This window comes from Bhargavaea sp. GQ12, from assembly GCF_059758705.1.
Window position 1 is genome coordinate 126,610 of sequence record NZ_JCAXEU010000002.1, and the last position, 13,934, is coordinate 140,543.

Here is a 13,934-nt window from a genome sequence, read left to right on the forward strand (position 1 = left end):
GTAGGATTCAGGTTCCAAATTACATAAAGGGGGGTTGTTATTCTTGAAAACAAAGACATACAAAAGAGCCACAGCGCTCGCTGCAGCTTCTGCATTGGTGGGTTCTGCGATTGTGCCCGTAGCGGCGGCTATGGCAGAAACGCCAGAAAAGTTCTCGGACGTACCGACGTCGAGCTCGCATTATGAAACGATCCTAGAAGCACGAGCACTCGGCATCATGACCGGCTACGGTGATTCGACGTTCAAGCCGGATCAGAAGCTGAATCGCGGAAACGTCGCGAAAGCGTTCGGCAAGTATGTAGTCGCAAGGAGCGGGTTGACGCTCGAAGAATATGTCGTGGAGCACAACATCTCCGAGGTAGAGAATTTTACGGATGTTCCTGACGACTGGGCTGACAGTGAATTGGTCACTTATTCGAAGATCGTCAAAGAGGCGGGTATCTTTAAAGGAGCCAACAACCAACTCAATGCTTCCAAGCTGATGCCGCGCGACCAGATTGCAGAAGTCTTGGTACGTGCATTCGACTTCGAAGATCAGGAAGGCGACCCGAAAATCTCGGATACCGAACAATCCGGTTATGCCAAGTCGATTGAGATCATTTATGAAAATGGTGTATCCAATGCCAATCCATATCATCCACTTAACAAAACCAGCCGCGGGCAGTTTGCCTCATTCCTGGTCCGTGCCTACAAAGTGGCAGAAGGACTGGATCCGCAAAGTCCATACCCATTCCCGGTTGAATCGGTTCACGATATAGAGGACATCACCATCACGGTTGGTGATACGCCTGAACTTCCGGAAACCGTCGGCGTGACACTTGAAAGCGGCGTGACAACGAACAAAGCCGTGGAGTGGAACACGAACAATCTTGCGACGGATGAAATCGGTACCTATACCATTGTAGGTGATGTGGCTGATACGGACCTGACGGCGTCTGTTCAGGTGGTTGTGAAGAAACCTACATACACTGAACCTGTCTCAGTCGATGCCAACAACAATGTCATCGTATTTGAATCTGAAGAATTAAGTGAGTCCGCCCTGGATCTTTCCAATTATACGTTTAATGACGGGCCCATGCCTTCCGGCACGACAATTGAACTCCTTAAAAGCGGTGGAATGACGATCACTCTTGAAGCACCTGAGAAAATTTTTAAAGATACCGAGTATACCATTGAATTCTCCAAAAACGTTAAGACCAAATCCGGCGACATTTTTGTTAATAATGCCAAGGAGGCAAATAACGGTACTGAAAAACCCATTAACTTTACTGTGAATGGAAAATTTCACGATAATGTCCCACCGACACTCGTCTCCGGTAAGTATGTCGTTTACTCTTCGGATACCGAAACCACTGATGCCATGCTGCTCACATTCTCTGAAAAACTGGCACCTTTATATTACAACCGCAATGGCCTCACCCACGAGAACGACTACGACCTGATTGTAAGCTTGATTATATTAGAGGGTTATAACACTCGACATAAGCAGGATGATCTGGTCTTTACCGTGGACGGTACAGAAGTGAATATTACTAGCCTAGGGGTAGAAGAAAACGGGCAAGTTTATATTGAATTCCCAAAGATGGATATCAACCACACCTCTACAATTACTGTTGTTCCGGAAGGGAAAGACAACGAGGCATTAGTTCTCACGGATGATTCTGTAAACAAAAATCCTGTAGTGGCCCCAGCAACGGTCACGGTCACCAAGGATGACATTGTCATAATCGAACCACTCGAACCAGCAGAGATGAATAAGTGATTTAAGTATTGCATCTAGTAATCGTTATACATTAAGAAGCATGCGCCAAAACAGCGCATGCTTCTCTATTTTGATTAAGCTACTGATTCTTTTAACGCCTGTTTCAACAGTGTAATATCATCGGTAATTTTGGACTGCACATCTTTATCACGGCAGCGGATCCGGTCGCTGTACAGGCGCAACAATTCATAAGAGAACATCATCACTTCAGGGGTTCGTTCTTTCTGTTCCATGGTCCCTCCCTCCTTCTAGGAAACAATATCTGTTATTTTTTATTACCCGTTTTTGGAAAATCCAACCCAAATCAACCTATTAATTTATTTTCAAATTACTCTATTTATTATCAGGGAAGGTTTCGCTTTTTACGTAATAAGTTTGCCGGATCAGTCAAAAAGGGAATGGAAGTTTGAATTCAAAGCGATTATCGTGCAATATTCAGGAGTGATTTATTGGAAACAATTAACTTCACGAGATTATCTCATGATAAATGGGAGCGGACCGTAACAGGATCGATTGCCTATTCCTCCAAAGGCGTGGATATCCGGACCGCGGATGGGCCGACGATCGATCATTTCCGGGTTCTTCGGGCAGACAAGACTGTCATCTCCAACCTTACCGCTCTAGATGGCACCTATATTGCCTTCGGCGGCAGGTATGAGGTCGATTCAGCGGAAGACGGCCGGATCTTCCTCCGTCCCTACCGTTCCAGATGAGCAGCCATAAAAGAGAGGCCAACCGGAATGCCGGTCGGCCTTTTTTATCTGAACATTATTTTGAGGGGTTCTCCAATGCAATCTTGATGTGCGCCAGGTGGTGCTCCTGATGCCAGGAGAGCTTTCTGAGCTTCGTGGAGACCTTGATCTCGCCGTTTGCCTCGTGGATGAATGACCGGTCCAGCTGGTCCTCGGTGATGCTTTGGCCGAGGGCGACGATGCGCTCGTTGATGCCCTCCAGCATCTTGATGGAAGGTTCGACCGGGAGCCCATTATCCGGCAGGACCGCCCATTTGTCCTGGTCAAAGCCGGGTACGGTCGGGCTGTTGTCTGTCAGTGCGAGCCGCAGGCGCTGATACATGTTCAGTTGGGAGTCCGCGATATGGTGAACGAGCTGCCGGACGTCCCAACTGCCTTCACGATATTTCCGCCCCAGCTCCTCTTCATTCAGGGAGTCGACCGTTCCTCTTAGCCGGGTCGTGTACGTTTTGATCTGATCCATCCATTCCTGCACATCGTTTAGCGTGACCTTTTCGGGAACGTCCAATTGGCCGATCGGGAATCTGACATCCATGCTAAAACCCCTTTTCCGTATTTATTTCTAAATATTTCGCCATTAATCCTCAATATACCGAACGGGCTTGTCCGTTGCAATCTAAAAAGCATGACGCTTTCCAGCGCATGCCCGTCAGTCGATTTTCCGAAATTTCCTTTTGATGTCCAGCACCGCTCCGTCATTGTCTGACAGCCGGGTTTTCTCAGCCGCTCTCGGATCGATCCGGCATGTCCGGGCGGATCCCTGTTCTTTCAGGCGGTCCATGTGTGACTTCATCTGCTGCTGCGCCCTTTGGGAAGCCGCTTCCATGAAGGCTTTATTGATGCGGCGGTTTTTCATGTTCATTCTCCTTCCTCTAATAGAAATCCTGATTGCGAAAGGGTGATGACGTGGAGGGCGCGGTCGATATTGCTGATGAGGATGTTATGAAGTACGGAAAACAGGAAGTCGTCGCTCGTACGGAATGCATAGGAATAGCTGGTGAGGATCGTGAAGTACTCCCCGTCTTCGAACACATGGCGGTGGACAAAAGTGTTTTTCTTCGGCCAGATGTCCGCCTCCCGGTTGACGAAAACTGAATCAGCCGAGTGTCGGGCTTTGTTCACGAGGAGCTTCATGGGCTTGGAGAGCGATTCCGTCTCTGTTCCGCTGATGATTTTATAATCAAAGCTGTGCCCGTAATGCTTCAGGTACTGGTCTGCCGTCTGCTCCAGGTATCCGGACAATAGGGATTCGTACACTTCACCGATCGGCCGCATCCGGTCCGCGGGCTGGAAGCTCTCCTCCAGCAGCACCTCAAATACAAAGTCGTACACCTCTTGCCCTGAAAAGAACTTCATCAGCTTCGCGGGGTGGATTGACCCTTCCACTTGCCCCTTCAGCACTTCGATTCTCTTCTCGGGGCTTTCCGCTTCCAGCTCAAAGTTCATGACCTTCAGGCGCTGCAGATTCTTCATGCCGAGGCGGGCGACGACAAAAAACAGGATCCAAAGCAGAATCAGGCAGGCGCTGACCGAGATTTTCTGAAGCTCAGCAGAGTCCCCAATCGCCACAAGGGACAACTTAAATAAACTGAGTTTTTCCAGCTCCGCCTCTGTGAACTCCCTGACTCCGTCAAAGGCCAGCACATTACGGAAGATGACCCCCAGCAAAAACAGCAGCCCGGCAAAGTAAATCCCGTGCGGCAGGTACCGTGTCAAAAAGGGCCGCAGCCTGGCTGACCAGAAGGCATTCCACATCGCACCCCCTCCTCCGTACAGTGTATGCAACGCTTCACCCGTTCTTCTCCGCTGACGTCTGTTAAATGGCCAACAGGACTCGAAAACAACAAAAGGAGCCATACCGGCTCCCTCATCAAGATGATTACGTCCTATTAACCATGATAGTGGCTATCCCAAGAATGGGATTCCGGCTGGCCATGTTCATGACCGTGCAGCGCCCAGTACATCTGCACGAGCTGCATTTCATACTGAACGTGCATCTTGTAGAAATAAATATGCTTTTCCGGGTCACTGTGTTCGTAAAACTTCGCCAATGTGCCATACAGACTCGTCATTTGAAGAAGCTGAGCCAATCTCGGATCCACAAGATCTCTCCTTTAATAGGGAATCAAGTGCATCCTATGCGTTTGTCAGGGTCGGGACTGGGCGGATCGGTTTTCCGCCCGCTCCCCGTGGATCAGCAGCCGCTGGTAATTGTGGCGGTACGGGTGGCAGGTCAGCAAGGTGGCCAGGTCCTTCCCCTCGCGAATTTCCAGTGAATCGGTGTCGTTCGGATAGATCACTTCCTGTTCGGTAACCCGGTACTCGAGCGTTTCCCCCATCGTATGGATGTAGAAAACATCGCCGGGATACAGCTGGTCAAGATCGCGGAACATCGCCTTCGTGCTCATGCCGCGATGGCCGGCAAGGACAGTGTGCGTGCTCGTTCCGCCGAGCGGCAGCGAGGAGCCTTCGACCTGCCCGACCCCCTTGCTGAGGACCGCCTCCGATGAACCCAGGTAGATCGGGATCCACAGATCCAACTTCGGGATTTCAATGGCGCCGAACATGTTCTTGTCGTCGAAACCAAGGTCGTGATAAGTCGTCATCAGTTCCTGGTGGTCGCCCCATGGGTCCCGCAGCCCCTCCAGGTCCCTCGAAATTTCCTCATTATATTGCCGGGCACGGTCCAACAGGTTTTCCACATCGTCATCCGGCAGATCATCCAGGGCGGTACGGAACTCTTCCACCTGGCTGCGTTGGAGTTGGTTGTTGGTGAACTGGGCGATGTGCGGGTAGAGGAGGATGAGGAGGCCTGCGGCGAACAGGACAATGCTCCATTTACGCTTCATCTTGTTCAGCCTTCCTTTTCTTACGTTTACGGTATAAGACAGTCAATGTGACGCCCAACAGGGCCAATACTGCCGCTCCGAGGTAAATGGAAAGTCGGTGCTCTTCCTGCTGCTTGTTGATTTCTTCGCTCATTTTTTTATCTTCTGCTTCGTAAGGGACACGTTTTCCGGTGACAAGGAGACGGTGAGTATTGATCATATACGGGTCGCATGTCAGAAGCGTTACGAGGTCTTCGTTTTCCTCCATCCGGAGCCAATCGGTCTCATGCGGGAGAACGACGTTGATGTTGGACACCTCATAGGCCATCTTCTCCCCGAGCACCTCAATATAAAACCGGTCCCCTTGCTCCATATCCCCGAGATTCCGGAAAAGCTTTGATGACGGCAGTCCCCGATGGGCAGTCAGCACGCTATGCGTTCCCGCCCCACCCGTAGGCAGCGACGACTGCTTCAGGTGGCCAACTCCTTTTGACAGCACTTCTTCGCTTGTTCCGTGGTAGATTGGCAGTTCCTCACCGATTGTCGGGATTTCCACGCTGCCGATGGCGGGTCCGATGTTTAGTGCATCATAGTAGCTCCGGTCCTCTCCCGTCCCGCCCGCACTGCCGCCTTCTGCGAACGGATCGTCAAAATCCATCTCTACGCCGGCCAGCTCCTGATTGTGCCGGACGGCCTTTTCTCTTTCCCTTTCAATCTCCTTGGAATCCATCCTTTTAACCGTTTCCGAATACTCCTGTACGACAGACCGGTGGACCTGCGTCGAAAAAATATTGCTTATCATAGGGTAGGAAAATATGGCCAGGCCGATCAGGAACAGGATAATGAGGATTTTCTTCATAGATTCCCACCCTATCATAAGAAAATTTTGTAGACAGAAATAAAAACAGGGGGAGAGTAACCTCCCCCATTGGTTGGGTTAAGCGGTCGTTTCAGACTTGCGGCGGCGGTAGTAAAGCACCAATGCTGCACCCATGAGCGTCAGGCCCACACTGGAGAAGAGGACTGTTCCGATACCGCCGGTTGTCGGGAGGAGCCAGCCGGACTTGGAGTTTTCGACTGTATACTTCGCGTCCTTTTTGTTCTCGACGACTACTTCGATCGGCTTAGTGAGGAGGCGATATGATTTCAAGCCCTCTTCATCTTCATACGTCGGTGCTTTTGTTTCATGTAGCTGGTAGGTACCCGGTGTCAGGCCGTTAATGATGAATGTGCCGTCTTCACGAGTAACAAGGTTGTCGAGTGCGCCGTTGATTACTGTACCGTTAAGCGTCACCACCCCGCCGGTGTCTGTCGTATTGATGACATTCCCGTCCATGTCGGTGAGCTTGAATACTGCACCTTCAAGCTTTGTTCCATCAGAAGCATCCACTTTGGTAATTTCGAGACCGCCATCCGTCGGAGTGACCACCGGCGGCTCTTCTGGCACTTCTTCATCTGAGAACCAGCCACGGTCATTGTCAAATGTAAGTGTCGCGGTGTTCGGAATTCCAGTTTCAGTAGGTTCAAGCTTGGCATCCGGACGGATCTTGGCTCCAAATGTAATTTTGATTTGCTGTCCAGGCGTCAGCTTAGTAGGATCCTTGACGGACCAAGTCAGCAGTTGGCCTACTTCCGTGAATTTAATATTATCCTCGGAAGCACCATGTACTTCCCATGAACCCGCATACTGAAGGCGGCTGTCCAAATTGTCCGTTACGATGAGCGTCTTATATTTATGGATATCCTTCGGCGCGGTAATAGTGATGTTGTAGTTGAACACTTGATTGCGGTCGACGTCCAGCTGTTTTTCGCCTTCCGCGTCTTTATCGATTTCAGGGCTGATGTAGTTTGTCACGGTGCCGTTATTTGCGAACCCTTCAACGTTGGTCCACTCGACAGCAATCGTCTGGCCGTTTTCCCCTGTTTTCTTGATCTGGAACTCGATTGGCGTGTTGTTGAGCGCGATTCCCGCAGGCACCGCTGTTTCCTGGAAATAGTAGCTGCCTGAACCAAGGCTTTCAATATTGATGTTTCCATCCGAATTCGTTATTAAATTTTCTTGGATCGGTGTGCTTTCTCCCTCTTTGTAAAGGTCAAACGTGACTCCTGAGAGTGGGGCTCCGTTCTCATTTACTTTCTTCAGCGTAACATTGGAGCGAATGATCTCGTTTTTCGGATAGATATGAACGTTGTAGTTCAGGGACGAGCCATCTTGACTTGTCATCGGAATATCGACGAAGTATGTTTTCGGGTTGAGGAGAACGTGTTCAGGACCGTCCGTTTCTGTGACTGCATACCGGCCCAGTTCAAGTCCATCGTCCGATGTGAAAACGACGATACCGTTCTCACCTGTAGACTTTTTGAGTGTCGGGCCATCCAATTCCGTCCACTCATCCTCTACCGGATCATACGAATGTGTCTGCTTTAATGTGAACTCGACGCCTTGGATGGGAGTACCTTCAACCTGTTGCTCCGGTGAACCGTCACCTTCATCTCCAGTCTCTGCACCCGGTTCCTGCTCAAATTTATGAATCACCAATTCATAGTCGGCAGGACTTCCATTTTGTCCGTAAGCAAACACCATCTGTGGCAAAAACACCGACGTTACCAGAACGAACACAAACAACAGCCTGGATGATTTCTTCCGGGCAGCCCCCATTTTCATTTCCCCTCTCATTCTTCTTCATCTCTTCTTCTGAACAGCATGAATCCGGCGGTCGCCATCAGGACCGCTCCGGCTCCGTAAAACAGCGTTGTGCCTATTCCCCCGGTGTTCGGCAGTTCCCAGCCGATTCGGGTGTTGACCACTTTCTTCTCTACATTCAGCAAGTCGGCGCCGATTGTTACGTCAATTGGTTTAGTCGACAGGCGGTAGCCTTCGGGCGCTTTCGTTTCTACCAGTGTGTAGTTGCCCCATTCGAGGTCCCCGAAGATGATTTTTCCATCCGTGCCGGATGTTCCGGTACCGACTGTTTCTCCGTCTGCATCGCGCAGTTCAAACGTTGCGCCTGCAAGGGGCTGGTCGCTTTCATCGACTTTAAGTACAGTGAGCATGGCGGTCTGGGCCGTGTTCGTGACGATGAACGCTCCCTGTTCGTCTCTGCTGTAGCTGACCTCGTATTCCGCGGGAACTTGAAGTTCCTCAACCGAGTAAACGATCTCTTCTCCTGTCACCGGATGGTACCTCGGGAGGTCGGTGAATGATGCCGCCCAGCTAGTCTCCTCAGACAGGGTAAGGGTTTGCTCTGTCGCTTCCCTGTCCGCGATCAGCTGGATGGTAACGGGACCTGCTTTCGGACCCACCCACTTTTTCACGACATCCACCTGTGTGGTCGAGGTGCTCGTGTTCGTGAAGATGAATCCTGCTTCCATGGAACCGGTCTTGACTGATGAATAGCCGTCCAATTCCAATTCTTCTACGTCATAGGCAATTGGGTTTCCAGTCCGGTCATCCAGCTTGTTTACGGTGAACGATCCGGTCCAGTTGTTGGCTTCATTCAACACGACTGTCTGATCGGTGTCCGCTCCATCTTTAGTCAGCCGGACCGTAGCTGATTCCCCGGCCGGCCCGACCCACCGCTTTTCGACCTGGATGATGCGTTGTACCGGGTCATAGGTGTTGGTGACGGTCAGGCCGTTAATCGTCTTTACATAGTTCACGGGGACCTCTGCTTCATCCGCCGTAAACACATATAGCCGTCCGAACGGGTTATATTTGGGGACCTGCAGCCAGGTATGGGACCAGGCTTCCGTTTCTGTTCCGTTCACTGTCTGGGTCTCCAGGATCCTCCGCGCTTCACCATCTGCCTGCGCAATCAGTTGCAGGTCGATCGGCGGTCGCTCCGTTCCGCCTACCCAGGCTTTGTTGGCCGTTACGTCCATGGTGGGAATCGTGACGACCAGCTTATCACCGACATCATGGCCATTTCCGATGCCATCAATAAAGAACGGATAGTTTTGTTTGTCTTCAAGGAAGAGGTCCGAGGCATTGAACTTGAAAACCGTCCAGTGCGCGTCTTTGGTGTTGCCGTTCAGGCCTTCATCAGGCTTGTAATTTGTGTTGTCCACCTTAATCTGTACTCCCGCGGCATAGGTGTCCCGATCGTGCGCCAGCAGTCCATCCAACGTCATAAATTCCAGCGTATGGGTGGATTTGACCGCGGAATAGACTGTGTTGCCGGTTGCCCAAAGGAGTACCGGTATCGTGTGGGCATTCGTCGAGATGCCTTCCATCGTGGTCTTCACGACAACCCCGTTCGGATCAGGGCTATATACTCCGGAAGCCGCGGACAGACCGGCTTTAGGTGGCGGCAGTTCGGTGAGTGAATCCTCTTCTAACTGTTCATCTGTGTCGTCTGCCTCATCCGGGACCACTGAGTCATCGACAACCACAGGTGCCGATGGCGATTCCGGCTCGACAGCATCAGGCTCGGTTTCCTCCGGCCAGTCGGTCGTGTCGTCGATCACAACTGGAGCTTGCGGCTGGTCTGCGGGTGCCTCTTCTTCATCTTTTGGCGGCCAGTTGTCGTCAATAACCACTGGCGCGGATGGAGGGGCAGCAGGTTTTGGTTCCTCAACTACTTCCTCTTCCGGCTGCGCTTCAGGCTTTCCTGAAGGATCTGCAGGGGCTTCAGGCTGTTCGGCCGGAACATCCTGTTCCTCCGGTGCCCCCTCTGATGGCTCTTCTGTTGCAGGCTTATCCGGCAAGGCCGGGCTATCAGCAGGAGGGGCTTCCTCATCTGATTGTTCACCTTCCGGCTGGCCGCCTGAGTCTTCTTCTGCAGGCAGTTCCGCCGGCTCATCTGTTTCTTCCGGTGCAGCCTCCGGCTCTGGCTCAGGTATTTCCGGCTTTATGGCTTCCGCCTGATGGCTCGCCATAAAGTCCCCATCCGGATAGGAAGATGTCACGCGAATCTCACGGATTAGCAGACTCGGATCGGTGATCGCGGCCGTCAGGTCCAACCGAATGGTTCCACTGCCAGGCCCTGCTGTGACGTCATAGCCATCCGCAGTTTGGCTGACATGGGCATTTCCGCCGTCCGTCACTATTCCTGGTGTCATTCCTGCACCTAAACGAATCGCTGCCCGGATCTCTTCATGTTCCCCACCGGCTGCATTCAGAGTGATCCGCCATTTCACGGATTCCGGGGACTGATCAATCAGCTCTGCCTGTACTCTCCCCGGATCGTCCGTCTGGCCCGCCGAAGCCCCGGTCCAGTACGGCATGGCGAGTTGCAGGGCCAACAGCACGCAGAGCATGACTGAAAGCCCCCTCAATTTCCGCATACGGTTCCCTCCTTTCCATCCGAATCTATGCACAGACCTCTCTCATACCAGTCCTTAATTACTGCACAAAACTATATTTATGCGAGATAGAAAGGAAAAATGACCTAATATAGAAATTTATATTTTCTGAAATCCGAAAGGTAAATGAACCTTTATCCCTATCCGATTGGTGTATTAATTATTTATAAATGGCATAGACTGATTTCATCACAGGGCCGCGGCACCGCCCTGTCCTGCGCGCATGGGCACTTTCGACGGAAGGTGGAAAACAAAAACGCGCCGCTCCGGCCGGGGTGAGAGCCCGGTAGTGCCGCAATTACATAGGAAATAAGCCCCCGGACAGCTGGTTCCGGGGGCTTATTGTTGCGACTCTATTAAAATCGTTTTGTTGAGCTCAATCACTTATTAATAGTCTATTCATGTCTGCTTCATATTCGATTTCTATACTGGAGGCGACAAACAGACAAGGAGTGGTTGGATGAAGCGGATCGGAGCTATGTTGGCAGGAATGGGAATCGCAATGAGTGTCTTCGCAGGTACGGCGGCGGCAGAGACTGCTGATCTCAGCAGCCTCGTTCCTAAGCAGGAGCAGCAGAAAATGGTGAACGTGGCGCACCGCGGGGCATCCGGACACGCACCTGAAAACACGATGGCGGCGTTCCATAAAGGATTCGAGATGAAGGCGGATTACATCGAGATCGATGTCCAGATGACAAAAGACGGCGAGCTTGTTGCCATCCATGACACCACCGTTGACCGCACCACAAACGGCACGGGCGCAGTGGGTGAACTGACCTTTGAAGAAATCCGCCAGCTGGATGCAGGCAGCTGGTTCGGTCCGGAGTTCGCGGGCGAGAAAGTGCCTACATTCGAAGAGATCCTCGATGGCTTCCGCGGCAAGACCGGCGTGCTGATCGAGCTGAAAGCGCCGGAACTGTACCCGGGAATCGAGGAGAAAGTTGCAGAAGCGTTGATCGAACGCAACATGCACCGCCCGAACAACGCGAAAATTATCATACAGTCGTTCAATCACGAGTCGATGCAGACGTCCAAGAAGCTCCTGCCGAATATCCCTCACGGCGTATTAGCCGGTGCTAGCTGGGCGAATGTGACAGATGAGCAACTGGCGGAATTTGCTACATACGCGGATTACTTTAACCCGAACATGAACATCGTGACGCATGAGCTGGTGGCTGGTGTGCACGCTGCGGACATGAAGATCTTCCCGTACACGTCCCGCTCACAGGAACAGGCCCTCCGCCTGTTCGACCTCGGCGTCGACGGCATCATCACCGATTTCCCGGAGCATGTGTACAAGCATCCGGTATTCAACTGAATAAGAATGGAAACAGGGCTGCCTCTTGGGGCGGCCCTGTTTTGTATTTCTGCTACGGGTGGGGTTGACGTTCGGTTTCGTCATTCGCGGGCTTAGTCTCGTCATTCCGCGTTCCAATTTCGTCATTCGGGCGATTTCCGGTGGCGAATGACGAAACTTTCTGCTCCAATGACGAGATTGGAGGGGCGAATGACGAAACTGAATGGGTGAATGACGAAACCCGCGTTGCGATAGTCGTGATAAACGCCCTAACATTAACCTTCACAAAGCCTAATCTTAACGCAGACAAAAGCTCCCGGCCGCAGCCGGGAGCTTCTCTAATCCTTACTTATCTTGCCGACCATCCGCCGTCGACGCTGATGATCTGGCCTGTGATGTAGTTGGATGCGTCTGATGCAAGCAAGACGACGGGGCCGGCGAGGTCGTCCAGTTCGCCGAGGCGTCCGAGCATCGTATTCCCGATGATTTTCCTGGTGCGTTCCTTGTCTTCGAGAAACGAGGCGGTCATCGGGGTCTGGATGTAGCCGGGGGCGATGGCGTTGACGTGGATGCCGTGTTCGGCGAGTTCTTCCGCCCAGACGCGTGTCAGCTGGACGATGCCGCCTTTGCTTGCGGCGTAACTCGTCTGGTTGGGCCCGCCGACCAGACCGAAGATCGAGGAGATGTTGATGATCTTCCCACGCTTCTGGCTGATCATCTGACGGGCGGCGGCCTGTCCGGCAAGGAAGATGCCTTTCAGGTTGGTGTCGATAACCCGGTCCCAGTCTTCCTCTTCCACTTCTACAAGCGGTTTCCGGATGTTCATGCCCGCATTGTTGACGAGGATATCCAGTGAGCCGAACTGCTCCACCGTCTGCCCGACTGCCGACTCGATGCTGGCACGGTCCGTGACATCGGATTGGACGGCTTCCGCCCGGATGCCTGAGAACCCGAGCTGTTCTTTCGCCGCAGACAGGGCTTCTTCTCCACGGCCCGTAATGACGATGTTGGCACCCTGTTTGCCGAGCGCTTCGGCCATCGCGAGGCCGATCCCCTTGCTGCCGCCGGTGATCAGGGCAGTTTTTCCGGTCAGGTCGAACATGTCACTCACCTCCGCAGATTACGTCAGCTGTTTTTCTTTCACCGGCTCATATTCATAGAAGCCGCGACCGGTTTTCCTGCCGAGGTGGCCGGCGCGGACTTTCTTGCGGAGAATCTGCGGCACGCGGTATTTGGAGTCACCGGTTTCTTCAAGGAGCGTCTCGCAGACGAACAGTAGCGTATCCAAGCCGATCAGGTCAGCCAATGCGAGCGGTCCGATCGGCTGGCTCGTGCCAAGCTTCATGGCCTTGTCGATGTCTTCTTTTGATGCGAGGCCTTCCTGATAGACGAACATCGCTTCATTGACCATCGGGACGAGGATCCGGTTGACGATGAACAGCGGGGAGTCGACGGTCTGGATCGTTTCTTTCCCGATCGAACCGCAAATTTCCCGGACAGCCTTCACCGTTTCCTCGGACGTTTCCTCGCCTGTGACAACTTCAACGAGTTTCATGATTGGCGGCGGGTTAAAGAAGTGGGTGCCGACCACTTTGTCCGGACGCCCAGTTGAGGCGGCGATCTCGGTCACGCTCAGTCCCGAAGTGTTGGTGGCGAGGAGTGTTTCATCCGGACAGATGGCATCCAGCTTCCGGAACACCTCCAGCTTCACATCCATCTTTTCTGCGACCGCCTCGACGACGAGTTCCCGGTCGCGCAGCGTTTCGATATCAAGCGTGAACGAAATCCGTGCGATCGTGTCCGCCACGTCCTGTTCCGTCTTCCCCTGTTTGCCGTAGATGCGCTTCAGGCTGTTTTCCATCGTCTGTTTAGCCCTTTCCAGCGCTTCTGCGGACTGGTCACACAAAACCACTTCATGGTCATATTGCGCAAACACCTGCGCAATGCCATTCCCCATCGTGCCTGCTCCGATTACCCCTACCTTCATCTCA

Annotated in this window: 14 protein-coding genes; 3 read left to right on the forward strand and 11 right to left on the reverse strand. The window is 52.4% G+C overall.

The features are described 5' to 3' along the window. The first annotated feature begins 43 nt into the window (after positions 1-43). Positions 44-1,762, forward strand: a complete 1,719-nt coding sequence (locus tag AC6CHQ_RS02390) for an S-layer homology domain-containing protein (RefSeq protein WP_498080767.1) — start codon at positions 44-46, stop codon at positions 1,760-1,762. Positions 1,763-1,836: 74 nt separating this feature from the next. Here the strand turns inward: AC6CHQ_RS02390 and AC6CHQ_RS02395 are convergent, their stop codons facing one another. Then, positions 1,837-1,995: a hypothetical protein gene (locus AC6CHQ_RS02395; RefSeq protein WP_251239586.1), complete on the reverse strand. Its 159-nt coding sequence runs from the start codon at positions 1,993-1,995 to the stop codon at positions 1,837-1,839. A gap of 216 nt (positions 1,996-2,211) precedes the next feature. Here AC6CHQ_RS02395 and AC6CHQ_RS02400 point away from each other — a divergent pair, with 216 nt between their 5' ends. After that, on the forward strand, positions 2,212-2,475 hold the full coding sequence (locus AC6CHQ_RS02400) for a hypothetical protein (RefSeq protein ID WP_498080768.1): 264 nt from the start codon (positions 2,212-2,214) through the stop codon (positions 2,473-2,475). A gap of 55 nt (positions 2,476-2,530) precedes the next feature. On the opposite strand, the gene AC6CHQ_RS02405 is transcribed toward AC6CHQ_RS02400, so the two are convergent. The 8 genes from AC6CHQ_RS02405 to AC6CHQ_RS02440 form a co-directional block, all read right to left on the reverse strand. After that, entirely contained in the window at positions 2,531-3,049 is a 519-nt protein-coding gene (locus tag AC6CHQ_RS02405) for a YfiT family bacillithiol transferase (RefSeq protein WP_498080769.1), read from the reverse strand. 114 nt (positions 3,050-3,163) lie between these two features. After that, the gene (locus tag AC6CHQ_RS02410) at positions 3,164-3,376 is read right to left on the reverse strand and encodes a hypothetical protein (RefSeq protein WP_424236973.1); all 213 of its coding nucleotides are present in this window, start codon (positions 3,374-3,376) and stop codon (positions 3,164-3,166) included. Beyond that, positions 3,373-4,269: a hypothetical protein gene (locus AC6CHQ_RS02415; RefSeq protein WP_498080770.1), complete on the reverse strand. Its 897-nt coding sequence runs from the start codon at positions 4,267-4,269 to the stop codon at positions 3,373-3,375. The genes AC6CHQ_RS02410 and AC6CHQ_RS02415 overlap by 4 nt, the downstream gene beginning before the upstream one ends. 134 nt (positions 4,270-4,403) lie before the next feature. Beyond that, positions 4,404-4,616: a hypothetical protein gene (locus AC6CHQ_RS02420; RefSeq protein ID WP_092050268.1), complete on the reverse strand. Its 213-nt coding sequence runs from the start codon at positions 4,614-4,616 to the stop codon at positions 4,404-4,406. Positions 4,617-4,661: 45 nt separating this feature from the next. After that, a complete protein-coding gene (locus AC6CHQ_RS02425) occupies positions 4,662-5,363 on the reverse strand; it encodes a class C sortase (protein ID WP_498080771.1) in 702 nt (233 codons plus the stop codon). After that, the gene (locus AC6CHQ_RS02430; protein WP_498080772.1) at positions 5,353-6,201 is read right to left on the reverse strand and encodes a class C sortase; all 849 of its coding nucleotides are present in this window, start codon (positions 6,199-6,201) and stop codon (positions 5,353-5,355) included. Before AC6CHQ_RS02430 ends, AC6CHQ_RS02425 begins: the two co-directional genes overlap by 11 nt. Before the next feature lie 78 nt (positions 6,202-6,279). Then, complete coding sequence (locus AC6CHQ_RS02435) at positions 6,280-8,001, reverse strand: SpaA isopeptide-forming pilin-related protein (RefSeq protein ID WP_498080773.1); 1,722 nt, start codon at positions 7,999-8,001, stop codon at positions 6,280-6,282. A gap of 14 nt (positions 8,002-8,015) precedes the next feature. Next, complete coding sequence (locus AC6CHQ_RS02440; RefSeq protein ID WP_498080774.1) at positions 8,016-10,628, reverse strand: Cna B-type domain-containing protein; 2,613 nt, start codon at positions 10,626-10,628, stop codon at positions 8,016-8,018. Between the two features lie 478 nt (positions 10,629-11,106). Between AC6CHQ_RS02440 and AC6CHQ_RS02445 the strand changes: the two genes are divergently transcribed. Next, positions 11,107-11,964 carry a glycerophosphodiester phosphodiesterase gene (locus AC6CHQ_RS02445; protein ID WP_498080775.1) on the forward strand — a complete coding sequence of 286 codons (858 nt, stop codon included), beginning with the start codon at positions 11,107-11,109 and terminating at the stop codon, positions 11,962-11,964. A gap of 328 nt (positions 11,965-12,292) precedes the next feature. Here the strand turns inward: AC6CHQ_RS02445 and AC6CHQ_RS02450 are convergent, their stop codons facing one another. Together AC6CHQ_RS02450 and AC6CHQ_RS02455 are read right to left on the reverse strand one after the other, a co-directional pair. Then, on the reverse strand, positions 12,293-13,045 hold the full coding sequence (locus AC6CHQ_RS02450; protein ID WP_498080776.1) for an SDR family NAD(P)-dependent oxidoreductase: 753 nt from the start codon (positions 13,043-13,045) through the stop codon (positions 12,293-12,295). An 18-nt stretch (positions 13,046-13,063) separates the two neighbouring features. Continuing rightward, positions 13,064-13,930, reverse strand: a complete 867-nt coding sequence (locus tag AC6CHQ_RS02455; RefSeq protein ID WP_498080777.1) for a 3-hydroxyacyl-CoA dehydrogenase family protein — start codon at positions 13,928-13,930, stop codon at positions 13,064-13,066. Positions 13,931-13,934: the final 4 nt, after the last annotated feature.